This window comes from Mammaliicoccus sp. N-M50 (assembly GCF_022386995.1).
Taxonomy (GTDB): domain Bacteria; phylum Bacillota; class Bacilli; order Staphylococcales; family Staphylococcaceae; genus Mammaliicoccus; species Mammaliicoccus sciuri_A.
In genome coordinates, this window is sequence record NZ_JAJNJA010000006.1 from 14,413 (window position 1) to 38,295 (window position 23,883).

21 protein-coding genes and 1 riboswitch are annotated in these 23,883 nt (G+C 32.5%); of the genes, 7 read left to right on the top strand and 14 right to left on the bottom strand.

What is annotated here, in order from left to right:
• Positions 1-4 precede the first annotated feature (4 nt).
• From LQ622_RS09935 to isaB, 3 genes are all read right to left on the bottom strand, one after another.
• The gene (locus tag LQ622_RS09935) at positions 5-1,216 is read right to left on the bottom strand and encodes an MFS transporter (protein WP_239763371.1); all 1,212 of its coding nucleotides are present in this window, start codon (positions 1,214-1,216) and stop codon (positions 5-7) included.
• Between the two features lie 705 nt (positions 1,217-1,921).
• Positions 1,922-3,535, bottom strand: a complete 1,614-nt coding sequence (abc-f, locus tag LQ622_RS09940; protein ID WP_239775085.1) for a ribosomal protection-like ABC-F family protein — start codon at positions 3,533-3,535, stop codon at positions 1,922-1,924.
• A gap of 233 nt (positions 3,536-3,768) precedes the next feature.
• Positions 3,769-4,281: an immunodominant staphylococcal antigen IsaB family protein gene (isaB, locus tag LQ622_RS09945; RefSeq protein WP_051575469.1), complete on the bottom strand. Its 513-nt coding sequence runs from the start codon at positions 4,279-4,281 to the stop codon at positions 3,769-3,771.
• A 616-nt stretch (positions 4,282-4,897) separates the two neighbouring features.
• Here isaB and LQ622_RS09950 point away from each other — a divergent pair.
• On the top strand, positions 4,898-5,620 hold the full coding sequence (locus LQ622_RS09950; protein WP_239775087.1) for a transglycosylase family protein: 723 nt from the start codon (positions 4,898-4,900) through the stop codon (positions 5,618-5,620).
• 82 nt (positions 5,621-5,702) lie between these two features.
• On the opposite strand, the gene LQ622_RS09955 is transcribed toward LQ622_RS09950, so the two are convergent.
• Positions 5,703-6,263, bottom strand: coding sequence for an RBBP9/YdeN family alpha/beta hydrolase (locus LQ622_RS09955; RefSeq protein ID WP_239763365.1), 561 nt, complete (start codon positions 6,261-6,263; stop codon positions 5,703-5,705).
• An 18-nt stretch (positions 6,264-6,281) separates the two neighbouring features.
• Positions 6,282-6,644 (bottom strand): helix-turn-helix domain-containing protein, encoded by a 363-nt coding sequence (locus LQ622_RS09960; protein WP_206166687.1) that lies wholly within the window; start codon positions 6,642-6,644, stop codon positions 6,282-6,284.
• A gap of 265 nt (positions 6,645-6,909) precedes the next feature.
• On the opposite strand from LQ622_RS09960, the gene LQ622_RS09965 reads away from it, so the two are divergent.
• Complete coding sequence (locus LQ622_RS09965; protein ID WP_239763358.1) at positions 6,910-7,827, top strand: nucleoside hydrolase; 918 nt, start codon at positions 6,910-6,912, stop codon at positions 7,825-7,827.
• Between the two features lie 906 nt (positions 7,828-8,733).
• On the opposite strand, the gene LQ622_RS09970 is transcribed toward LQ622_RS09965, so the two are convergent.
• Both LQ622_RS09970 and LQ622_RS09975 read right to left on the bottom strand, forming a co-directional pair.
• Positions 8,734-10,116: an amino acid permease gene (locus LQ622_RS09970; protein ID WP_126477317.1), complete on the bottom strand. Its 1,383-nt coding sequence runs from the start codon at positions 10,114-10,116 to the stop codon at positions 8,734-8,736.
• Positions 10,117-10,330: 214 nt separating this feature from the next.
• Complete coding sequence (locus LQ622_RS09975) at positions 10,331-11,521, bottom strand: CynX/NimT family MFS transporter (protein WP_037590545.1); 1,191 nt, start codon at positions 11,519-11,521, stop codon at positions 10,331-10,333.
• A 116-nt stretch (positions 11,522-11,637) separates the two neighbouring features.
• On the opposite strand from LQ622_RS09975, the gene LQ622_RS09980 reads away from it, so the two are divergent.
• Complete coding sequence (locus tag LQ622_RS09980; RefSeq protein WP_239775089.1) at positions 11,638-12,198, top strand: helix-turn-helix domain-containing protein; 561 nt, start codon at positions 11,638-11,640, stop codon at positions 12,196-12,198.
• Between the two features lie 31 nt (positions 12,199-12,229).
• Here LQ622_RS09980 and LQ622_RS09985 read toward each other — a convergent pair whose 3' ends face one another.
• The 3 genes from LQ622_RS09985 to LQ622_RS09995 all read right to left on the bottom strand — a co-directional run bounded on the left by LQ622_RS09985 (position 12,230) and on the right by LQ622_RS09995 (position 14,425).
• Positions 12,230-13,090 (bottom strand): fructosamine kinase family protein, encoded by an 861-nt coding sequence (locus tag LQ622_RS09985; RefSeq protein WP_239762711.1) that lies wholly within the window; start codon positions 13,088-13,090, stop codon positions 12,230-12,232.
• Between the two features lie 75 nt (positions 13,091-13,165).
• The gene (locus LQ622_RS09990; protein WP_037590548.1) at positions 13,166-13,465 is read right to left on the bottom strand and encodes a winged helix-turn-helix transcriptional regulator; all 300 of its coding nucleotides are present in this window, start codon (positions 13,463-13,465) and stop codon (positions 13,166-13,168) included.
• A gap of 45 nt (positions 13,466-13,510) precedes the next feature.
• Complete coding sequence (locus LQ622_RS09995) at positions 13,511-14,425, bottom strand: LCP family protein (RefSeq protein WP_037590549.1); 915 nt, start codon at positions 14,423-14,425, stop codon at positions 13,511-13,513.
• 162 nt (positions 14,426-14,587) lie between these two features.
• On the opposite strand from LQ622_RS09995, the gene LQ622_RS10000 reads away from it, so the two are divergent.
• The 3 genes from LQ622_RS10000 to LQ622_RS10010 are packed head-to-tail and all read left to right on the top strand — an operon-like array spanning position 14,588 to position 16,860.
• Entirely contained in the window at positions 14,588-15,163 is a 576-nt protein-coding gene (locus tag LQ622_RS10000; protein WP_239762710.1) for a phosphatase PAP2 family protein, read from the top strand.
• A 50-nt stretch (positions 15,164-15,213) separates the two neighbouring features.
• Positions 15,214-15,906 (top strand): GNAT family N-acetyltransferase, encoded by a 693-nt coding sequence (locus LQ622_RS10005; protein ID WP_239762708.1) that lies wholly within the window; start codon positions 15,214-15,216, stop codon positions 15,904-15,906.
• Positions 15,907-15,963: 57 nt separating this feature from the next.
• A complete protein-coding gene (locus LQ622_RS10010) occupies positions 15,964-16,860 on the top strand; it encodes a VOC family protein (RefSeq protein ID WP_204173727.1) in 897 nt (298 codons plus the stop codon).
• Positions 16,861-16,905: 45 nt separating this feature from the next.
• Here LQ622_RS10010 and tenA read toward each other — a convergent pair whose 3' ends face one another.
• From tenA to LQ622_RS10030, 4 genes are all read right to left on the bottom strand, one after another.
• The gene (gene tenA / locus LQ622_RS10015; protein WP_239762706.1) at positions 16,906-17,583 is read right to left on the bottom strand and encodes a thiaminase II; all 678 of its coding nucleotides are present in this window, start codon (positions 17,581-17,583) and stop codon (positions 16,906-16,908) included.
• Positions 17,584-17,650: 67 nt separating this feature from the next.
• Positions 17,651-17,759: riboswitch (TPP riboswitch) on the bottom strand.
• Between the two features lie 60 nt (positions 17,760-17,819).
• Positions 17,820-18,551 carry an epoxyqueuosine reductase QueH gene (locus tag LQ622_RS10020; RefSeq protein WP_037590558.1) on the bottom strand — a complete coding sequence of 244 codons (732 nt, stop codon included), beginning with the start codon at positions 18,549-18,551 and terminating at the stop codon, positions 17,820-17,822.
• A gap of 216 nt (positions 18,552-18,767) precedes the next feature.
• Positions 18,768-22,064 carry a YSIRK-type signal peptide-containing protein gene (locus LQ622_RS10025; RefSeq protein WP_239762703.1) on the bottom strand — a complete coding sequence of 1,099 codons (3,297 nt, stop codon included), beginning with the start codon at positions 22,062-22,064 and terminating at the stop codon, positions 18,768-18,770.
• Between the two features lie 375 nt (positions 22,065-22,439).
• Positions 22,440-22,958 carry an NUDIX hydrolase gene (locus LQ622_RS10030; RefSeq protein WP_239740128.1) on the bottom strand — a complete coding sequence of 173 codons (519 nt, stop codon included), beginning with the start codon at positions 22,956-22,958 and terminating at the stop codon, positions 22,440-22,442.
• Between the two features lie 134 nt (positions 22,959-23,092).
• Between LQ622_RS10030 and LQ622_RS10035 the strand changes: the two genes are divergently transcribed.
• On the top strand, positions 23,093-23,872 hold the full coding sequence (locus LQ622_RS10035; RefSeq protein WP_206166674.1) for a class I SAM-dependent methyltransferase: 780 nt from the start codon (positions 23,093-23,095) through the stop codon (positions 23,870-23,872).
• The last annotated feature ends 11 nt before the right edge of the window (positions 23,873-23,883 follow it).

The window sequence follows — 23,883 nt, forward strand, 5'->3', positions numbered from 1 at the left end:
AGAGTTATTCATTTCCAACCATCTTTTTATGTCTTTTTATAAATACAAATGTAGCTAAAATTATGGTAATACTATTTATAATAATTGCAGCGTAAACTATGTTTAATATATCGACTAAGTAACTAAATATCATAACTATTATTGGAGGTGGTATTCTTAGTGCTAGTGACCTAAAACTACTAACTCTACCTATAAACTCATTACTTGTTTCTCTTTGAATAAAGGTATTAATAAATATGACACTTAAACTTGAAGTTATACCTGTTAAAAATATTAATAATATTACTAGTAATGTATTAGATATTAATACTGTAAATATCACAAATACTGAATACATCACGATTAATAAATAATTAACTTTACTTTCTTCTACTATTTTTAAAATATATGATGCGCAAATTGTTCCTATTATTGAGCCTATAGAAAAACTAATCATTAAAACAGATAAACCTATTGATCCTAATTTTAATTGATCAGACATTAAGACAAATATTAAACTAATAGGAGCAACAGATATATTAATAATGATTAAATAATATATAGATTGTTGTAATAAATTTGAACTTCTTCTTAAGTAACTAAAAGATTCTGATATACTTCCTTTAATTTTTTTATCAATGATTTGTTGAGAAAAAATTGGAATATATGCTATTTTCATAAGTATTGCTCCACCTAAAAATAATATGCCACCTAGAAAAAGTGTGTTAATTAATCCTAGTGAATCAACAAGTAATCCCCCTAATAGTAATCCGAAAATATTACAAATATGTTTGATAAATTCAACCGAGCTATTAGCATTTATAAGTTTTTGATTACTTATCGTTTTCTTAATTGTTGCTTGGAAGCTTGGAAGATAAAAAGAAGTTAGTATAGCCAAAATAAAAACTAATATGTATAACAATATAATGTTTAACAAATCACTTTGAATAGTATAAAAAAGTAGTCCTGATACCATTAAAAGAACAAAGCGTGATAGATTCGTTATAATTAAGATCGATTTATTATTATAATAGTCAGCCAGTGCACCAGAATAAAAAGAAAAGATTATAATTGGTAAAACTTGAAAAAGTGTTAATAAGCCCACTAAATACACTGAATCTGTATAAACATATAAGCTCCACAATACAGCTATTCCTAATAAAGATTCACTAATTCTTGTAAGAGCTAAAGAAGATAATATCAAATAAAAATCATTAATTTTTAAAAATTTCTTCATATATACTCGCTCCCTTTCTGATAAAAGTAAGTGTTACCAGCCTGTTGAATTCGTTAGACTTCTCTGTATTCCAACTATATATTTAATTTTACATATACGTTTGAATATAGCATAAAAAAATTATTTGATTATACATAAGCATATAAAATCGTTACTTCTTAAAAAATATAATAGACTAGAAACATGATTTGTTCAAATCATCTTAGAAACAGCAATAAATAGATTTACTTCGCATTAAAGTTAAACGAAAAATGTTGCGCTAACGATCTTGTTTCGGTTTCTTGAGCGTTAGAATTTCTAACGATCTTGTTTTGCAGTCTTGAGCGTTAGAGCGACATTTTTTCTGTTTTTGCGTTGGTTCGCATGAGCTAACGATCTTGTTTCGGTTTCTTGAGCGTTAGAATTTCTAACGATCTTGTTTTCCACTCTTGAGCGTTAGAACGACTTTTTTTCTGTTTTTGCGTTGGTTCGCATGGGCTAACGATCTTGTTTCGGTTTCTTGATCGTTAGAATTTCTAACGATCTTGTTTTCCACTCTTGAGCGTTAGAGCGACATTTTTTCATTTTTTGCGCTGGTTTACGTGCGCTAACGATCTTGTTTTCCACTCTTGAGCGTTAGCGGGTGCAAATTCGGCCCAAAATCAGATACAAAACCTATATATAATATGAAAAGCGACGCCTTTTTCGGGCGTCGCTTTATTTTTATTATGATAACTTCTCTTTTACGTAATCATAATTTCCTTCATATTTTGTTAGTTGTTTATCTTGTAGTAAATACGTTATATCAAATAGTTTATTTAAGAAATATCGATCATGTGATACGGCTATTACGGTACCTTCGTATTCTAACAGTGCTTCTTCTATTGTTTCTTTTGAATCTATATCTAAATGGTTTGTTGGTTCATCAAGTATGAGCACGTTAAAGTCTTGGTTAACGATTTGTGCCCATCTTAATCTCATTTTTTCTCCACCACTTAAACTTTCCACTTTGTTAAATACATCTTCTCCATAGAACATAAATTGTGCAAGTATGTGTCTTGCTTGTCCTTCTGTTACATGCACGACATCCCTAAAAGTTTCTATGACTGTTTGATTTTCTATATTTTCAAACGTATGTTGAGATAAGTAACCTATTCTTAAGTTTGAAGCGCAATGAACTTCTCCATCGTCTGGTTCTACTTGATGCATCATCATTTTTAATAGTGTACTTTTCCCAGTACCGTTGTTACCGATAATGGATACGTGTTCTTTTCTTCTAATAAGTAAATCGATATCTTCGAATAGTATATCTTCATACATTTTAGAAACGTTTTTGAATTCAATCACATCATTTGAGACACGCTGTCCTTCTGTTAAGTTTACATTCATTTTTTTATTTTCTAGTACTGGTTTATCTAGTCTTTTAATTCTATTTAATGCTTTTTCCATACTTTTCGCACGTTTATACATTGCAGCATTCGGTGGCTTTGCTTGACTCGCCCACAATCTTAATTGTTTAATGGAATCTTCCATTTTTTTAATTTTCTTCTGTTGTGTCTGATATGCTTCAAATTCACGTATAATGCGTGCTTCTTTTTCTTTCACAAAATAACTATAATTACCGTGATAAATGTGCAGATGCCCTTGATCGATTTCTAAAATTTGATTGACTGTTTCATCTAAGAAGTATCGATCATGCGATACGATCATAACTGCACCATTATATTGTTTAATAAAATCTGCTAGCCAATCAATTGATGAAATGTCTAGATGGTTCGTTGGCTCATCTAATAATAGTAGTTTAGGCTGTTGCAATAATATTTGTGCAAGTCCTACTTTAGTACGTTCTCCACCAGAGAGTTTCCCCCATGTTTGATTTAATAATTGATTGATTTTCAAACCATGACTAACTCTTCTAATAAGTGCATCTCTTTCATACCCACCTATTTCTTCAAATGTTTCTTGCAATGCGCCATATTGTTTTAATAAACGTTCTAAATCATCTGCATTATTTGCCATTTCATCTTCTAAAAATTTCATTTTTTGAGAGACGTGATTGATTTCTTTAAATACTTCTGATAAGCATTCATAAATTTCTTTATCTGCTTCATACTGTGGTAACTGGTTTAAATAACCAATTGAAATGTTCTTTTGCCAGCTTATTTGCCCCTCTGTCGGCACTTCGATACCAGCCATCAATTTCAATAATGTACTCTTACCCTCACCATTTCTTCCAACTAGTCCTACACAATCTCCTTCATTCAAGTCATATTTAATATTTTCAAAGATGAGATCACCTGTGTAAGACTTTGATAGTTTAGACATATTAATAACATTCATTTTGCTTCCTCCAAAATCGGTCTATAAGGAAGCTGGTGTTAGACATTCCTTATAGCTATATTTTTCTTCAAAAAAGACATACTCCGCCAATTTTGGAAGAACATCCGCAAATTTGTTGCGTACGATTACGAAAAATCTGCAACTTTGAGCTAAAAGAAACATCTAAAACACCTCCGTTCGTTTAAGTTAGTTTCATTATATAGTTGTAAAAATAATAATTCAATGTCTTTATGCTATTTTAAATTCTCACCAATATTAACTGTTGTGACGTAATTATCATCTATTGTAAATATGATAAGATTGCCACCTACTAGGAATCTATATTCATCTCCGTTACGAGTTTCTTCTATAGTATAATCATTTCCGTAAGCTTTAAGAATTTGTGCTTTTGAAATGTGATGCTTTTTCACCGGAAATTTAGCACTTGCAGCATATTCTTCTTCATATTTTCCACCAAAATAGAATGTTTGATCATATGAAGTTCTATGCGTATAAATATTTCCTTCATAAGATTGTGGTTGAACAATTCTATAATTATTCATTGTAACGTTCTTATACACTAAAGCATTGATGAAAGCTGAATCTAAAATAAAACTACCGTCATGACCGGTGTAACCTTTATAAGTGTAGTAAGGTGTTGTGGCTGCTTCAACTTCATGACTGTCTTGACCAGGAAAATCTACAATACCAAAAATTGTTCCGAAAGAAATTCCTGTTGCAATTGTTAATTTAGTTATTTTATTCATTATCATCACTCCCTTTTAGTATAATTGTACACCTTAATGTTACAAAAATATTACAATGATATCAAAAATATTACACAAGAGGATTGTAGGTATATCACTAGTAATATTACTGATAATTCAGTCTATTATCGTCAAAATTACGCTGAAACTTACGCGCACTAACTATAGAAGCATTATAAGAAACATTAAATTCTTGCTATGAACTTTTCATAATCAAAATATGATTGATTCATTTTACACATCTAAAATTTTACATTTTTATTCTATGACCTTATTTCCTAGTAATGAAATCGACTTTAAAATTTTATATATCTACTTTCAAAACCGTCATGAAAGGATTCTATTTCATTATATAAAATCCGACTATTTTATCATCCAATTGTATACAATCGGTAAACTTAGGTGTAATATTACAAAATATAACGAACGTAATTCATTATTACATTATTTCTTCTACATTGTAATCTTTTGTTATTTGACTGTAATTTACAAAGCCTCTATATATGTTATTGTTGTCTTGTCCCAAATTTAAGGGAAGAATTTTTAACTAACAAAGAAATTATCATCTTAAAAAAGATACTATAAATAAAAAAATTATTCGGAGGGTTTTAAAATTATGAAAAAAGCATTTTTAACTTCATCATTAGCAGTAGCAATCGGAGCAACAGGTGTTGCATCTACACAAGTAGCAGACGCAGCTGAACAGGACATAAATAAAGAGCAATTAGCTCAATTAGCTCAATCTAATTCACCAGAACTTAATGAACATGCGATTCAAGAAGGCGCATATAACATTAACTTCACATTAGATGGTTTCGAGTATAACTTCCAATCAGATGGTCATAACTTTACTTGGGAATACCATGCAACTAATGCAGCTGACTCTGAAAGCACTCAAGCTCCTGTAGCTGAGCAACAACAACCAGTAGCTGAACAAAACGTAGCTGAACAAACTCCAGCTCCAGCAGCAAACAACACAGCTAATGAACAAGCAACTCAAGAAGCACCTCAACAAGTAGAAGCACCAAAACAAGAAACACAACAAACTACTACACAAACAACTCAAACATCTACATCTTCAGCTTCTGAAGGTTCAAGTGTAAATGTTAATGATCACTTAAAACTTATTGCTCAACGTGAATCTGGCGGAGACTTAAAAGCTGTTAACCCAACTTCAGGTGCAGCAGGTAAATACCAATTCTTACAAAGCACTTGGGATTCAGTAGCACCATCTGAATGGGTAGGTAAATCTCCAACAGAAGCTCCAGAATCAGTACAAGATGCAGCAGCTGTTAAATTATACAACACTGCAGGCCCTTCACAATGGGTAACTGCATAATATATAAGCAGTATTAAAATTTTATTCAACACATTAATCCAACGCCCCCGGCAATAGCCAGGGGCGTTTTTTTGTATATATTTTATTTATGAAACATATCATTTACGATTTCAGCAACTTCTGGAAACTCAGTATAACCGTCTGAATCACAGAAATGCCCTTCATGTTCAACAATAACCTCTGTAGATTGAAGCTTTTCTGCCAATCGTTCACTTAAATTTCTCGGGACTAAACGGTCATTAGACGCTATGACACTCACAATGTTGGGTACTTGTTTAATAATCTTCTCAAAATCTACTTGTGTTTGATCCATGTAAGTATCAATTTTATTCAAGTTAGGAATCTTTTCATAAAAGCCTGCCACAAGAACAAGTCCTTTAACATTCCATTCTCCTTCATATCTAGATAGATAATCTAATACAGTCACAACACCTAAACTATGTGCAACGATTACATTATTACCACTCGTTATATCTACTTCATTTAGTAAAGTTGAATTCCAATCTTCTAACACTGGATTTGATGAATTAGGAAAGTCCAATATTTTACTATCTATATCGTCAACTTGTTCTGTTAACCATTTAAACCAATGCTTTTTACTGTTTGCAGTATAGCCATGTGCTATATATAAATGTTTATCCATATTCATCACCTATTCTATTTATTGTAAGAGCGCGTTAATGATACCTATTATAATACCTCCGAATGGAAATACGAGCCACCAAAATCTTGATAAGAACTCCCAACCATTCATCGGACGATCATAATAATTTTGATTATGGTTAGGGTCATTTCGATAAGTCTCAATAATCGTGTTTTTTAAATTTTTATCCCCTTTGATTAACTCATCTAAAGATACATCAAAGATATCGCTCATTTGTACCAATATATCTATACCTGGATATACTTTGCCGAGTTCCCATTTAGAAACACTTTGTCTTGTGACATGTAATTTGTTAGCAAGTTCTTCTTGAGACCATCCATTAATTTCTCTCTCTTCTTTAATTCTAGCTCCAATATTCATATCAACCAACTCCTTATGTTTACTATATAACGACTACTTTAAAATATCCCGATACTATACTTTGCACCCTGAGCAACTTGAAGTTGCAAACGCATGATACTAACCTTTAACACCATTATATACTTTTTTAACAATACGTCATTTATTTTTAGAGGTTACTCTGCCTTCTGTCTTATTTTCAAAAAATGCTATTAATCGTACATTCCGTAATTATAATTGTACTTTGTTATACTATATATATCATATCGATAAAGGAGCGAACAACATGACAATCCCGATTATTATTGACACGGACCCTGGAATTGATGATATTATAGCGATTTCTGCAGCACTACATAGTAAAGAATTAGATGTAAAATTAATCACAACTATTGGTGGTAATGTAGGCATTGAACGTACAACACAAAATGCATTAGATATTGTAAGTTACTTTCATTTAAATACTCCAGTTGCTAAAGGTGTAGACAAACCACTCATCAATACACTTGAAACAGCAGAACATGTACATGGTCAAAATGGTATAGGAAATGCTCACATCAAGACCAATTTACATAATGATATTTTAGAAGAACATGCTGTTATCGCAATGAGAGATACCATCTTAAATTCTGAAGAACCTATTACACTCGTACCAATTGGACCACTAACAAATATAGGACTGTTATTCTCACTATTTCCTGAAACTAAAAAGAACATTAAACAAATTGTATTAATGGGTGGCGCAGCAGTTGGAGGAAACGCTACGCCCGTTGCAGAATTTAATATTTTTGTAGACCCACATGCAGCAAAAATTGTCTTCGATCAAGATGTCCCAATCGTAATGTGTGGACTTGATGTAACGAGAGAAACTATGATCAATAAAGATGATTTAAATATCATTCAAACACAAGGAGACTTTGGAAACATCATTATAGATATGTTATCTTCTTACAACGATGTTAATGCCGGCGAAGAACATGAACATATCATTCATGACTTATGTACAATTTTCTACTTATTATATCCAGAAATGTTTACAACAGAGCGTGCCGATGTATCTGTCATAACAGAAGGACAAGCAGCAGGATGTACATACACAGAATTTAGCGATGAAGGTAAAGTAGAAGTATGTATGCATGCACAAAACGAACAATTCCGAGAAAAATTTGTAGACTTTATTAAAGCAATACATCAAGATCAATAACCATACTTGTTTATATAAAATAATGAGACTGGAATATTGCATTCCAGTCTCTTTCATATGGGAAATTTGAGGGAGACGAGCTCTATGTTGCTTGTTTGGAGAGTCTTGCAACATACGGTGGCTCTATGTTGCTTGTTTAGGCAGTCTTGCAACATACGGGTGTTCTATGTTGCTTGTTTGGGCAGTCTTGCAACATACGAGCGTTCTATGTTGCTTGTTTAAGTAGTCTTGCAACATACGAGCGTTCTATGTTGCTTGTTTGGACAGTCTTGATAAATACAAGGCTCCTATTTATCTTGTTTGCTCAGTCTTGATAAATACAATGCTCCTATTTATCTTGTTTGGGCAGTCTTGATAAATACAACGTTCCTATTTATCTTGTTTGCTCAGTCTTGATAAATACAACGCTCCTATTTATCTTGTTTGCTCAGTCTTGATAAATACAACGCCTCTATTTATCTTGTTTTGTCAGTCTTGATAAATACAACGCCTCTATTTATCTTGTTTGGTCAGTCTTGATAAATACAGAGCTCCTATTTATCTTGTTTGGCCAGTCTTGATAAATACAGAGCTCCTATTTATCTTGTTTGGTCAATCTTGATAAATACAAGGCTCATATTTATCTTGTTTGGGTAGTCTTGATAAATACAGAGCTCCTATTTATCTTGTTTGGCCAGTCTTGATAAATACAGAGCTCCTATTTATCTTGTTTGGTCAATCTTGATAAATACAGAGCTCCTATTTATCTTGTTTGGTCAATCTTGATAAATACAATGCCATAAGTATTGCTAGTCACACCCCACTCACAAGTTCCCCTCATCTAAAATATTCATCCCACCCCCATATTTCTGAAAATACGAAAAAGCGTCTAGAACTTTTCTGTTCTAGACGCTTTATGTTAAAGGCTTAATATTCACCTTTATCTTCTTTATGATAACCTCTTAAGAAGTATACAATTGTCATTACGGATAAGAATACAATACCGATAATAACAGAAACGCGTGTTTCTGAATTGAACAACATACCGATTAATACTAAGATAAAGAATCCTAATGTTAAATAGTTAGAGTATGGTGCAAACGGCATCTTGAATGGATGACCTTTAATTTCATCTGAATGATTTCTTCTAAATTGAATATGACTAAATAAAATCATAAACCAAGGAACCATACCTGGTAGTATTGATGCACTGTATACATACACAAAGATATTTTCAGAACCATCAATCACTAATGGTAATACAATATTTAAAATAACACCTACAAAAATACCAATTGAAATTGCTAATACTGCAAAGAATGGTACCCCTGTTTTCATAACTTTTGTGAAAATACGAGGCATTTGTCCTTTTTGAGCTAATGTATAAACCATACGGCTTGAACTGAATATACCTGAGTTACAACCTGACATTGCTGCTGTTATAACAACAAAGTTAATTAATCCTGCCGCAATTGTGATACCTACTTTTGCGAATGTTGCAACAAATGGACTACCTACGTTACCTAATTGATCCCATGGATAAACTGTTACAATAACGAATATTGCACCTATGTAAAAGATTAAAATACGCCAAATTACACCATTAACGGCTTTTTTAATATTTTTCTGTGGATCTTTCGTTTCACCAGCTGTAATCCCTATTAATTCTACCCCTTGATAAGAACCTACAACCATTGATAATGCAAAGAAGAAACCTACGATACCTTTAGGGAAGAATCCACCATGTTCTGTTAAGTTTCCTAAACCTATAGCATTCCCGCCATTTCCAAGTCCAAAGAAGATTAGACCGAAACCAGCTATAATCATTAAAATAATTGTTACTACTTTAATCATTGCAAACCAGAATTCAAATTCACCGAAAGCTTTAACTGACGTTAAATTTGCTGCAGCTAAAGTTACTACTACTATTACCCCTGGTATCCATGTTGGTAAATCTGGCCACCAGTATTGCATATATTGACCAACAGCGATTACTTCACTCATACCTACTACTATCCACTGGAATATGTTACTCCAAGCTGTTACATAACCAGCTACTGGATGTAAATAATCACTCGCATAGTTGGCGAATGATCCTGTAGTTGGATACAAATAAACTAATTCTCCCATTGCTCTCATTACTAAATACAAGAAAAGGCCTGCTACTAAATAAGCGAATATTGCAGATGGTCCCGACCATTTAATAGTGCTTGAAGCACCCATAAACAAACCAACACCTATTGTTCCACCAAGTGCAATCATCTGTACTTGACGTGAACTCAGACCCCTTTTTAAATGATTGTCTTCCATTCTTTCATGTCACTCCTCATTACAAACTTTTCAGTTAAGATTTATCTATTTAATTTTATTCAAACTTCATGGGACAATTATACTATAAATAATCAGAAAATAAAGCACTACTAGAAAGCGTTTTCCTTTTTTTATAAAATTATATGTATTTTGTTCATAATATTGTAATTTATTTATAATTAATAAATAGAAATAAAGAAAACGAGACATTAATTTAATGTCTCGCTCCCAAAGTTTGTTCTATTGTAATATTTCTACCAGCACGTGATCCTATAATCATAATGATAATTGACGTAACAAGCAGTATGCCAAATGACGTATTCCAACTATTTGTAGCATCGTGCAGTATACCGAATAGTAATGGACCAATCGCAGCAAATAAATACCCTACTGACTGTGACATACCTGATAATTTAGCTGCCGTTAAACCATTTTCTGTTCTTAATCCAAAGAATGTATTAACAAGTCCAAATGCTAAACCACTGGCAATACCAATCAATATAATACCTAAAAATGCCCAGTTAGGTTGTAACATTAACGTTAGTATACCTAATACGAAAAGTAATCCTGTCACAAAAGTAATCAGAACTTGGTTCTTCATTTTTTCAGCAAATATAGGTGTGACAAAAGTTAGTGGAATAATGGCTAATTGAAGAATCGATAAATAAATACCCGCTTCATTAATCGGCGTACCATGACTTAATAAAAATTCAGGTAACCAATTTATCAATGAATAAAATATCATTGATTGACCACCCATTAATAGTGTAATTTGCCATGACAATGGTGATTTCCAAACATTTATATTTGTCGTTGTTTGAGAACTATTAACTGTTTCATGTTTGTTTAACTGGAATGACCATATAATAATACCTATAAACGTTACAATACCAATTAAACTGATTGCTATGTTGTAATTAAAATGTTTAACAAGTGGTGCTGTCACATATGATGAAGCACTTCCGAATATATTCATCACAACTGTGTAATAACCTGTCATGATACCTATACGTAACGGGAAGTTCATTTTAATGATACCTGGTGTTAACACATTTCCAAACGCAATCCCTACACCTATTAATATCGTACCGACATATAACCAAGAGACTCCAGTAATCGCCCTTAAAGCAATACCTATACAAATTAATATGAGTGCACCAAAAACTGTACGTTCTAATCCAAATTTATGACTAATTTTAGCAGCGAATAGTGAAATTACTGCAAATGAAAGCAATGGAATAATTGTGATTAAACTGACAGATGTATTGGATAAATTTAAAGTTTCTTTAATTGAAGGTAATGCAATCCCTACTGAAGTTATAGGTGCTCTTAAACTTGCTCCAATTAGTAAGATACCAATAAATAATATTAAAGTTTGTTTTTTACTTCTATTTATATGATCCATCTTTTTATTATCTCCCTAAATTGAATTTCTGTTATACTGTTCTTAACGTTCGTTATAAAGAACACACTATATTGTACAACGCGTTCGTTATAAAGTAAATAGGAGTGTTTATATTTATGAAAGATATCCATACAATTGTTGCGCATAATTTGTCACAGTACCGAACATCGCAACAATTAAGCCTAAGCACAGTATCTAAATTGACAGGTGTTAGCAAAACAATGCTCAATCAAATTGAGAATGGACAATCTAATCCTACCATTACAACTTTATGGAAAATAGCAAATGGCTTACATTTACCTATATCCGATTTAATTTCTAACAAAGAAGATAACATTAATTGTGTGTCTAAATCAGACATTACACCTATATATAACGATAATCAATCCGTCACGATATACCCATATTTCCCATTTAATATTGATAAAAATTTTGAAATGTTTAATATGATTTTACAAAGTGGAGCTGAAATGATATCAGAAGGCCATCACAATGGATCTGAAGAGTACATTATCGTTCATAGCGGTACACTTGAAATCGATATCAATGGCGTTAAACACATAGTTCGTCAAGATGATGCTATACGTTTTGAATCTGACGTAACACATACTTATCGTAATATAGGTGAAGATAATGTTCATTTAACAGCAACTATACAATATCAACACAATAAATAAAGGATTGGGATAAATTTTTATCCCAATCCTTTTACTTATCATTTAATATGTCATCCATTGTTCTCTGAACACTACCTGCATACATTGAACCAAACTTCACTAAGTGCACCATCAATAAGTATAGTTCATAAAATTTAATTCTTTCATTTGCACCTTTACTTAAAGGTAATGCTTCATCATAAGCTTTATAAAATGCATCCGTGAAACCACCAAAGACTCTTGTTGCTCCTAAATCAAATTCACGATCTCCATATAATGGTGAAGGGTCAAATAATGCTGGTTCCCCGTTTGATAAGAACATATAATTACCTGCCCACAAGTCTCCATGTAGTAATGACGGTTTACTTTTATGTTCTGTTAAGGCTTCAATAATGACTGTACGTACTTGTTCAAATTGTTGAAGTTCGTCCTTAGACCAAAGTCCTCTTCTTACAATTTCGTCTCTTAATTGATCTAAACGTTGCTCGACAAATATATTAATCCATGTATCTTTCCAACCATTTTCGAACGTAATATCACTACCATGATAAGGTAAATGAAATCCAAATTTACCATCTTGTTGATAATGACTATGCAATTTCGCTACCAGTTTGCCGAGTTCACTTTGACTACCTCGACGACCTTCTTCAAGATAACTTAGTATTAAATACGCATCTCCATTAATTTGACCGTAACCTTTAACAACAGGCGCTGTAACACCCGCTTCTTCAAATGCTTCTAAACCAGCAATTTCGGCAGCGTAAAAATCTTCGCTTCTATTATGTTGAACAAGTAGAAAATCCGTTCCACTCTGTCTTTCAATTCTATATGCTTCATTCACATCTCCACCACTTACTGGTATGAGCTCTTTAATATCATCTATAGGTAATTGCGATTGCCAATCTTTATTCATGACGATCCCTCCTATGTGTTATTGTATTAAAAATTATTCAAAGTTCAAAACAACAGCTATTTATTATTGTGTAACCTACTCAAAGGTTAATGACTCAAACTTATAAATCATCTGCAAAATCAACTCGCCATCTTTCGTAAGATGATAATAGATGTTTGGGGGCATAATCTCTTCAGTTCTAACATTGATAAGATTATTTTGCTTCAACAATTCTAGAGATGCTTTAATAATATGACTATCCACTTTCTCAAACGCTGAAAGTATTGCTTTTTCTTCTCTTTCACAATCACTCATATAATTTAATAGTTGAATACCGTAATTTTGAATAAGGTGATTCATATTTTGTTCAATCTTCACTTCATTAATTGAAGTCACTTAAATAACCCCATTTCATATTAAGTAAATTGATACATCCAAATGTTAGCTTTTTAAATTATTTTTATACGATTTCACAATTTGCTCTTTCGCACCTTTATCTGCTTCGAAATACCAAATACCATCACTCTCTACTTGATTCACACCATCGATAGATATCTTCTCAAAATGTTCTGTTGCACTTTTATAGTCAGTAATTAGTTTTCTTGTGTCATTTAAATTAAAGCTTGTTGTAATGTTATCTTGAGCAACATTCATCAACTCATTGAAATTATTGACATTCAAATTATTTTTAAGCTTTTTACTTGTTGCTTCTATTACAATACGTTGTCTTTCTTGTCTTCCTTCATCATCTCCAGCGCCCGCTTCTTTACGACTGCGTACAAAGTCTAATGCTTCTTGACCATTTAATTTCACTTTCTCTCCAGCTTTAAATTTTGTACCGTTAAAAGTAAATGATTTATTACTTTTAACATTTACACCGTCTAAGGCATCGATTGTCTTTTTAAAGCCATCCATATCTACTGTTATATACCCATCTATCGGTATATTGAATTCATTTTTTAATGTTTGTACTGCTGTTTTTGATCCACCGTATGCATATGCATGTGCAACTTTATCATGACTACTATATCCAGGAATATTTACTGCCATATCACGTGGAACACTAACGAGTTTCGTTGTTTTAGTTTTAGGATTAATTGAAGCTAACATAATTGAATCCGTTCTTTCACCTATATTTTCTGATTCTCTTTCTTTGTTAGAATCTACACCAAAAATTGCGATAGAAATCGGCTTATTGTTATTAATTTTTTCTTTCACATGTTTTGTATCTTGTTTATTGATGGGTTGATAAACTTTGTTATTTATATTAATCGCCTTTACTGTTACAAATATACCAGCAATTAAGACAATAGCTGCAATAATAATAGTTACTTTACCTTTTCTTGTTAGCTTCATAGTCACACTCCTAGTTTTTATTTATAATTACTATGATAGCACTTTTAAGTATATTACTAAATGATATTTAGGTAGTCCTAAAGTCCTATTGTTTAAAATTATTTTTATATTTACAATAGAAAAAAAGTCTAAATATTTACGTTCAAAGGAGCTTTAAGCACAATGAAGAAAGATTCCAAGCTCATTATTTGTTATGCTATTTTATTAATTTTAATCGTGTCATTGATTTTTACAAATTATATCAATCCTATTGATCAGTATGTCTATCAATTTATACAAACCGAAACATTAGCATTTAGATTACATAATTATCTATCCATTATTTCATTTATATTTTCACCTCTACATAGTGGTATATTAATATGCGTATTATTAATTGGATTATACTTTTATAATAGAAGAAATTTGCTACAGTATTTAATATTCTCTTTCTTATCACTATTTATCGGAACAGCGTTAAAGTATATTATTCAACGACCAAGACCTTCTGATTTAATTGATGGATACAGCTTTCCAAGTATGCATACACTAACATTATTTGTAGCTATTTTTCTCATACTTGCGTTATACAATCATGTAACAGTTAAATGGATTACTGCGATATTAATTTTGTCTATGATGTGTTCAAGAATTTATTTAAGTGCACACTTCTTTTCTGATACTGTCGCAAGTTTAATCATTGTTCATTTAGTTTATTTAAGCGTTACTAAATTTATGCATAGGTACTCGCGCTCGTAAATTTCACCTCCTTTATTTTATGCTATGATAAAAATAAAGGAGGATTTTTTATGAGATATAATACTTTTAATCAACCAATTGGTGATGAAGTCGAATCATTTAAAGAACCGAATATGCCTAATGTTGAATTACTTGAAGGTAAGTACAGTAAACTTGAACATTTAAACGAAAGTCATATCGATCAGTTATTCCCTTTATTATGTTCATCAGAAAATGATGCAAACTGGACGTATTTACCTCATGAACCGATTCACGATAAAGCTTCATTTACGCAATTAATCGAAGAAAGAATCATTTCTAAAGATCCTTATTTCTTTGCGATTGTCGACAAAGAAACACATCAAGCATTAGGTATAATGTCACTTTTAAGAATTAATCCTAAAGCTTCAACGATAGAAGTTGGCCACATTCATTATTCTTCACTACTTAAAAGAACGCGCATTGCTACTGAAGTACAATATTTACTTGCTCGATACGTTTTGGAATCTTTAAAATATATACGTTATGAATGGAAATGCGATAGTTTAAACGCACCTTCAAAACACGCTGCCGAAAGACTTGGTTTCAAATATGAAGGTACTTTTCGACAAGCACTCGTATATAAAGGAAGAAGCCGTGATACAGATTGGTTCTCTATCATTGATAAAGAATGGCCATCTATCAAAAATCATTATGAAGAATGGCTAGATGAAAGTAATTTTAATCATGATGGTACACAAATCAATAAACTCTCAATGAACTAAATGTTTATATTTATAACGATGGGTATAATAAGTAAAAAGGATTGAGGAGATGAAGAAATGAATAATCAAAGAATTGTTCCGCATTTATGGTTCGATAACGAAGCGCAAGAAGCCGTCGATTATTATATGCAAACTTTTCCAGAATCAGAAATCATTTCAGATGTAACGTTTACAGATACACCATCCGGAGATGCAAAGCAGCTCACTTTTAACGTTTTTGGTTATAAATTTATGGCAATCAATGCTGGTCCCTATTTCACGAAAAATCCTTCCATATCATTTACAGTACTTTTCAATCAATCTGAAGCAGCGTTACTCGACAAAGTTTGGACTGCACTCGCACATAACGGGAAAATTATGATGGAACTTGGTGCTTATGACTTTAGTGAAAAATATGGCTGGTTAGAAGATCAGTTTGGTGTTTCATGGCAACTCCTCATCACAGACCAACCATTCGATGATCGTATTAGACCATCATTTATGTTCATTAATGATAATGTTGGTAGAGCTGAAGAAGCGATTAACTACTACACAAGCGTATTTAAAAACAGTGGTGATATTAGTAAATTTTATTACCCAGAAGGCATGGAGCCAGACAAGCCAGATACACTCGCTCATGCAGAATTTAAATTAGAAGACCAATATTTTGTCGCACTTGATAGTGCACATAAACATGAATTCAACTTAAATGAAGGTATTTCATTAATGCTATTTTTAGAAGACCAACAAGAAATTGATTATTATTGGGATAAATTATCTGCTGTACCAGAAGCAGAACAATGCGGATGGGTCAAAGATCAATTCGGTGTCTCTTGGCAAATTGTCCCTAAAATCATGGATCAAATGGCAGAAGAAGGCACACCAGAACAAATCAGTAACGTTACAAAAGCATTCCTTAAGATGAAAAAATTCGATGTAGAAACTTTAATAAAAGCCTACGAAGGCAAATTATAGTATTAAAAAAGACAGAAGCGTTGTGCATGCTTCTGTCTTTTTAATTTATTTAACCGGTACTGGCCATGTTTCTAAATGTTCAGCCATATCCCAGAACATATATTCATAGTAACTCGTTTTAACAATAATGTCTTCTAAGCGTTGTAATTCCGCTTCTGTCTTACCTTCTGCAACTTGATCCATCAACTGAATACAACCTTCTTTGTACTGACTAAATTCATCTGAAGCATACATATTAATCCATTCTCCGTATAAAGGATGGTCCGATGCTCCTTTAATTTCAGCTAATTTTAAACCTATATAATTATAACTCCAAGTACATGTCAAAATAGCCGCAATTACATTCTCTATACCACCTTGTTGTGCCATATTCAACATATAACTCGTATAGCCAACAGTCGTTTGAGCCGGTTCTGTTTCTTCTAATTCCGCTTCTGATATACCAAATTGCTTAGCATAACCTCTATGTAATGACATTTCAGTATTTAATGTACCATTCGCTAAATCAGCATAAGTCGCCATCATTTTTAAATCAGTTGATTTAGATGCACCAATTGAGAATAGTCTCGCATATTCTATTAAATATATATAATCTTGCTTCAACCAATGTTTAAATTTTTCTTGATCTAACGTGCCATCACCTAATCCTATAATAAAAGGATGTTCCATATAAGATTGCCAAATCGGTTCAACTCTATTGAATACTCTATCTGTAAATTTCATTTATAAATCCTCCTTATAATTAAAAAAAACGCTATTTTCATTAAGAAAATAGCGTCATGAGTACCTTAAAATCAATACGCCACTTTCCTACGCCAGTATAAGCTGGATCAGGTTCAAGGAATTTTAAAGGTATCACTTTAATCTCAGCCTTTATAAAGGCACTTCCAGTGGTTTAAAATTATTTAATTTCTATACTCTTTCAACATATCTGTTTTATCCTAGGATTGCAAATAAAATTACATACAACTTTTATTACATGATTCTAAATAAGCTTTAGCCTGTTTATTCACTTCTTTAAAATCTATACCTTGCTTCATAGCTGCAAACACACAACCACAATAGCATTGTCTAAAAATTTCATACTCATTGCACATTTTAATCGATCTTTCATACCCTTTGTTCTTCTTAAAATCACTCGGTAAATAATAAACATGATATAAATCTTGAACATCCATACCAAGTTCGTTAATCAATTGTGCATTTTTCTTAGGTGATAACGTTAACGCACTCGCAAAATAATCATATCCAAGATCAGCTGCCGCTTCTGCAACGAGTTCTAAACGCATTTCGAAACAAGCCGTACATCTTAGCCCACCTTCATTTTCATCAGCTAAATCTTTACTTTTAACCATTTTCATAAATTTATGAGGTTCATAGGCTGCTTCAATATATTTAACATTAGAATTTGTACGCTCATTAAACTGTTCAACAAACGTTTCTTGAACTTTCGCCCTACGTTCATATTCACTTTTCGGATGAATATTTGGATTCGCAAAATAAATCGCAACATCTGCATATTGTGTTAATAACTCTAACGTATAAGTACTACAAGGCGCACAACAACTATGAATTAAAATAGAAGGTCTTGTTTCAGAACGTTCCCATTCAGAAATCATTTTACGCATAACCTTATCATAGTTAATCTTTTGATTTTTCATCTTAGCAATAATACCATCAGCTGAAATCACCATATCCCTAACCATTCCTTTATACAAAAATTGTCATTTTTACAATATTTTATAACATTCAAAAGGTGATAGCAATATGATGATTAGAGATAGTATAGGGATTTTAATAAATGACTTTTGCAATATTATCTTCACTTTGAGATTGTCCAGTTTTTAATAAAAATTGTGGCTAGGATAAACTATGTTACCCCGGCCACAATCAAATTTAAGCACTTATTATTCTTTTTTACGATTTTTTCTTCTATTAAATAGCATAATAGATCCTAATCCTGCGAATAATGTTGCGAATAAAGTACCATTATTATTGTTATTTTCTCCAGTATCAGGTAACTTACCATCGTTATTTTCATCATCCGATATTTCTGTTTCTGTATCAGCGTTCGCTACAAAATTTGTAGTAGTGTCATGATTACTTGAACTAATATTTATCAGGTCTTGATTATATTCATTGCTATCGTTACCTAAACCAAAGTCCTTATTTAAGTCATTCACTTCTGCTGTTTTGTTATCAGCATCTATTACAGAATCACTATCAACCGTTTCTGAATTTGTGCTTTCATCAGTAGCATTATTTCCTTCTAGATCTTCCTCTACATCCGAATAATTATTTCCGTTTGCATTTGTATCTTCACTTGGAACTGAATCTCCAACAGCATCTGGGTTATTATCACTTTCCGAATCAGTACCTTTTTCATCTTCAGTGTCTTCACCCTTATTGTTGTCTTCATCAGAACCAGTATTAGAACCATCTTCTGATTCTTCAACTGTATCATTATTTTCTTCAGCAGGATCTGTTTCTCCTTCGTCTACATCCGAATCTTCTTCTGTATCTTCTGAGTTGTCGTCTCCGTCAGCATCTTCGTCAGTATTTGGATTTTCTTCTGAGTCTTCTTCCTCGTCTACATCTGAATCAGTATCATCGTTCTCATCCGAATCTTCGTCTGGTTCTTCTGGGTTGTCGTCTCCGTCAGCATCTTCGTCAGTATTTGGATCTTCTTCTGAGTCTTCTTCCTCTCCTACATCTGAGTCAGTGTCTTCTGTATTATCTTCCTCTTCGGATCCAGTGTCAGAATTATCCTCAGAATCTTCATTTTCACCAGTACTGTCGTCTCCGTCAGTATCTTCTTCAGTATTCGGATCTTCTTCTGAGTCTTCTTCCTCACCTTCATCTGAATCAGTATCTTCGTTCTCATCCGAATCTTCTTCTGATTCTTCTGGGTTGTTGTCATCCTCAGGATCCGTTTCTTCTGAGTCTTCATTTGGTTCTTCTTCTGGGTCTTCATCCTCGCCTACATCTGAATCAGGGTCTTCTGTATTACCTTCGTCTTCGGATCCAGTGTCGGAATCTTCATCGTTATCCTCACCTGGTTCTTCTTCTGGGTCTTCATCCTCGCCTACACCTGAATCAGGGTCTTCTGTATTACCTTCGTCTTCGGATCCAGTGTCGGAATCTTCATCGTTTTCCTCACCTGGTTCTTCTTCTGTGCCGTCATCATTATTGTCTTCTTCGGATCCAGCATCTGAATTGTCATCCTCTGAATCCGTTTCTTCTTCGTCTACATCCGAATCTTCTTCTGTATCTTCTGAGTTGTCGTCTCCGTCAGTATCTTCTTCAGTATTCGGATCTTCTTCTGAGTCTTCATCCTCACCTACATCTGAGTCAGTGTCTTCTGAATTATCTTCCTCTTCGGATCCAGTGTCGGAATTGTCTTCTGCATCTTCACCTGGTTCTTCTGTGTTGTTGTCACCATTGTCTTCTTCACTATTTGGTTCCTCTTCTGAGTTTTCATCCTCGTCTACATCTGAATCAGTATCATCGTTATCATTCGAATCTTCGTCTGGTTCTTCAGTACCGTTTTCTGCGTCAGTATCTTCTTCAGTATTCGGTTCTTCTTCTGAGTCTTCATCCTCGCCTACATCTGAATCAGGGTCTTCTGTATTACCTTCGTCTTCGGATCCAGTGTCGGAATCTTCATCGTTATCCTCACCTGGTTCTTCTTCTGTGCTGTCATCATTAGTGTCTTCTTCGGATCCAGCATCTGAATTGTCATCCTCAGGATCCGTTTCTTCTGAGTCATCATTTGGTTCTTCTTCTGGGTCTGGTTCATCACCAGTGCTGTCATCGTCATTCTCGTCTTCTGCTTCTGGGTCAACTTCAATAATTATAGAATCTTCATTACCATTTTTTGTTAATAAATCAAGATTTATTATTCCTGTTCCAACATCAGATTTAAAGTTATACTCGTGACTACCTGGTTGGTCAGAACCTGGTAAAATACCATCATCTGTTAATTCATTTAAATCTAACGTTAAAATATACGCCATATTAGTACCAATACTAAGAGAAACTAAACTTGATATCTTGCCGTATATCACACCAGTATTAGGATCAATATTTAAATCATTCCCCATAATTGATTTATTATCCAACAACTTTAAATTCAAAACATCACGTGCTTCATAATCAATTCGTACTGCGTCTCTAAAATTAGGATTTGACATTAAATCTTTAAACTGAGAAGGCAACTGGAAAGTAGGGTAAGTACTTCCAATTCCCAGATTTACTAACGATCTACCTTTCATTTTTAATTGCAATTTACCATCGCTATGTGTAGCGTCAAGCTTCTTATTACTAAGAACTTCTACGTCTATTAAAGCATTGATGCTAATGTTCTCTTCTTTCGAATTTAAAGATTCCGGTTGTACGTTATCCGTTATATCTTCCGAATATGGTACATCTTCACTAATTTTTTCATCCACTTTAATATTTGTTTCTGAAGCGTTATTTGTTGTATCTACTTCATTATTTGATCCTTCTGTATTATCAAGTTCTGTTTTTTCTAGACTGTCTTCTACACTACCTTGTGTATCTTCAGATTCTTTAGCAACTTCTGATGAACTGTTTCCATCTGTATCTGTAGCATCTTCAACTTTCTCACTAGTATCTGAAGATTGATTAATGTCTACTACATTTGGTTCATCTGTTGAAGAAACTTCTTGTTCACTCTGTTGTTCTGTTTGTACTTCTGTTGCTTTTTCTGTATTTTGTTCTATTAAGTCACTATCTTTAACTGGATGCTCTTGAGACGATTGGTCATCATATGTAGCTTCCTCTTGTTCATTTGTTATTTTTTCATTATTTTCAACAATAGAAGCACCTTCTGAAACACTAGTATCTTCTTTATGCTCTTGTTCTAGAGTTGATTCTTCACCTAAAGATTCATTTGAGTTATTTCCCGTATTATCAGTTGTTTCATTAACTTTTGTATCTTGACCAGTTGATTTTATTGGTGTTTGTACTTGTTCAGTATTTAAGTCATTATCTTTTATGACTTCTTTTTTCTCTGAAGTTCCATCATCTTCTGATGAATTATTTGTAACCTTAATTGATGTTTCAAAATTATTTTCACTTGCTTCTACTGTATTTATTCCCGAATACAGCGTTAAACCTATTAAAACTGATCCTGCTCCAACTGTAAATTTGCGTATTGAGTATCTTCTCTTTTCTCTCATGTCTTACTCCTCCCAAATTAATTAAATACACTTTTATAATACTACATAATTTTAATTTTGCACTATTTTTCTTTTATTAAAATCTAATAATATACAATCGATTTATATTTATATAAGATTTTAGTAATGTTATAAAATTACATTTAAGGCAATGTTAGAATATATTTATCCATTTAATAGTATTTATTTGTTTCGTAATATACACCGTTTTATATAGCTATAAAGAATTGTTGTATTATACAAATTATTAGTGAGACATATTTTGTACGAGTGCATACTAGATTAATAAATGGAAAAGTAATAATCACACTATTTCGAAAACTTTATTTAAATAATAAAATTTACGCAAAAAAAAGAAACAGATTTACTGTTTCTTTACTCTCGTATTGTTCCTAAACCGATATTCATTTCAAATATAAATTCAATAAGACTATTCCTATACGGAATAAATAAACCTTCTTTAATCATGCCTAATAATTCATCTTTTGTAACCCATTTTACTTCTTGTACTTCTTCTGTTGGAAAGCTTAGTTTTTCTATATTTACTTCCTCGTGAATAACAAAGAAATCATCAAATGCATCATAGTAATTAATTGTGAAATGTGGTCTTTGATTAGACAAGTCTAATTGAATACCTAGTTCTTCATATGTTTCTCGTTCTGCTGCAACTCTATTTGTATCACCTTGAACAGCACTACCTCCTGCTGAGAAGTCCCACTTACCTGGCCATCCTTGTTTGTCATCTCTTCTTTTTTGTATTAGTAATTGTCCCTGCTTATTAATAATACAGACATGAATCACAAGATGATATCGATTAGCAGGTACTTCATTTCCTCTTGTCATCGTTTCATTTAATAACTGCCTATTTTCATCGTATAAATCCCAAGTCTCCATTCTCACCACTCCGTAATCATAGTAATTTTATTTTATCATATTGAAATTAACACCTTGTTATAGCTATTCATAAGTTATGTGTATTATTACAACTATCCATTTAGGTGTATGGTGTAAGGAAAGGGGATGATATTTTGAATAATATATTTCATGATGAGCATAATAAGTATATGTATAGTGGACGAAAGGTTGATTATAATTGGGTAACTTTGATAAGAAGCATCATCAAACAATCTAATATTGATAAGGATAATGCACTAGACATCGGTTGTGGTGGCGGCATTTATACAAATCAATTAAGTGAATTTGGATTCAAGCATGTCTTAGGTATAGACCAATCTGAAGTAATGATCGCATCAGCTAATGAACAAGCTTACAATAACCATATAGAATTTGAAGTTGGAGATATATTCAATAATCATTTAGCCAACCAGTCACAGAATTTTATCCTTTCAAGAGCGCTCATTCATCATATTAAAGATTTACAAAAAGCTTTTTTAGAAACAAAGCGTATTCTAAAAGATAACAGCATATTTGTCATTCAAGATCGAACTATTGAAGATTTAGCGATTCCCGCTTCTTCAACCAATCTACGCGGATATTTATATGAGCACTTTCCAAAACTGCGGGATTTTGATTCAAAGAGAAGACATTCAGAAGCAGATGTTACAAAGGCATTATATGATGTTGGATTTAATAATGTTGAAACTTTAAAAATTAATGAAATTAGACAAACATATGCAACGATAGAATCATTACAGCATGATTATTTATCAAGAAAAGGTCGTAGTATTCTATTTGAATTATCAGACCAAGAATTAAATTCATTTGTAGCACAATTCCCTAAATATGTAGGAGACGATTCTCCGATAATAGAAAAAGATCAGTGGACACTTTGGGTAGCATATCATTAAAAAAGCATGGG

What these genes read in the sequence shown, in the direction of transcription:
- LQ622_RS10010 (WP_204173727.1), top strand. Translation starts at nt 15,964, where the DNA reads ATGAATAATCAAAGAATTGTTCCGCATTTATGGTTCGATAACGAAGCG.
- LQ622_RS09985 (WP_239762711.1), bottom strand. Translation starts at nt 13,090, where the DNA reads ATGAATAAAGATTGGCAATCGCAATTACCTATAGATGATATTAAAGAG.
- LQ622_RS09980 (WP_239775089.1), top strand. Translation starts at nt 11,638, where the DNA reads ATGAAAGATATCCATACAATTGTTGCGCATAATTTGTCACAGTACCGA.
- LQ622_RS10030 (WP_239740128.1), bottom strand. Translation starts at nt 22,958, where the DNA reads ATGGAGACTTGGGATTTATACGATGAAAATAGGCAGTTATTAAATGAA.
- isaB (WP_051575469.1), bottom strand. Translation starts at nt 4,281, where the DNA reads ATGAATAAAATAACTAAATTAACAATTGCAACAGGAATTTCTTTCGGA.
- abc-f (WP_239775085.1), bottom strand. Translation starts at nt 3,535, where the DNA reads ATGAATGTTATTAATATGTCTAAACTATCAAAGTCTTACACAGGTGAT.
- LQ622_RS09960 (WP_206166687.1), bottom strand. Translation starts at nt 6,644, where the DNA reads ATGAATATTGGAGCTAGAATTAAAGAAGAGAGAGAAATTAATGGATGG.
- LQ622_RS09965 (WP_239763358.1), top strand. Translation starts at nt 6,910, where the DNA reads ATGACAATCCCGATTATTATTGACACGGACCCTGGAATTGATGATATT.
- tenA (WP_239762706.1), bottom strand. Translation starts at nt 17,583, where the DNA reads ATGAAATTTACAGATAGAGTATTCAATAGAGTTGAACCGATTTGGCAA.
- LQ622_RS09970 (WP_126477317.1), bottom strand. Translation starts at nt 10,116, where the DNA reads ATGGAAGACAATCATTTAAAAAGGGGTCTGAGTTCACGTCAAGTACAG.
- LQ622_RS10000 (WP_239762710.1), top strand. Translation starts at nt 14,588, where the DNA reads ATGAAGAAAGATTCCAAGCTCATTATTTGTTATGCTATTTTATTAATT.
- LQ622_RS09935 (WP_239763371.1), bottom strand. Translation starts at nt 1,216, where the DNA reads ATGAAGAAATTTTTAAAAATTAATGATTTTTATTTGATATTATCTTCT.
- LQ622_RS10005 (WP_239762708.1), top strand. Translation starts at nt 15,214, where the DNA reads ATGAGATATAATACTTTTAATCAACCAATTGGTGATGAAGTCGAATCA.
- LQ622_RS10025 (WP_239762703.1), bottom strand. Translation starts at nt 22,064, where the DNA reads ATGAGAGAAAAGAGAAGATACTCAATACGCAAATTTACAGTTGGAGCA.
- LQ622_RS09950 (WP_239775087.1), top strand. Translation starts at nt 4,898, where the DNA reads ATGAAAAAAGCATTTTTAACTTCATCATTAGCAGTAGCAATCGGAGCA.
- LQ622_RS09975 (WP_037590545.1), bottom strand. Translation starts at nt 11,521, where the DNA reads ATGGATCATATAAATAGAAGTAAAAAACAAACTTTAATATTATTTATT.
- LQ622_RS09955 (WP_239763365.1), bottom strand. Translation starts at nt 6,263, where the DNA reads ATGGATAAACATTTATATATAGCACATGGCTATACTGCAAACAGTAAA.
- LQ622_RS09995 (WP_037590549.1), bottom strand. Translation starts at nt 14,425, where the DNA reads ATGAAGCTAACAAGAAAAGGTAAAGTAACTATTATTATTGCAGCTATT.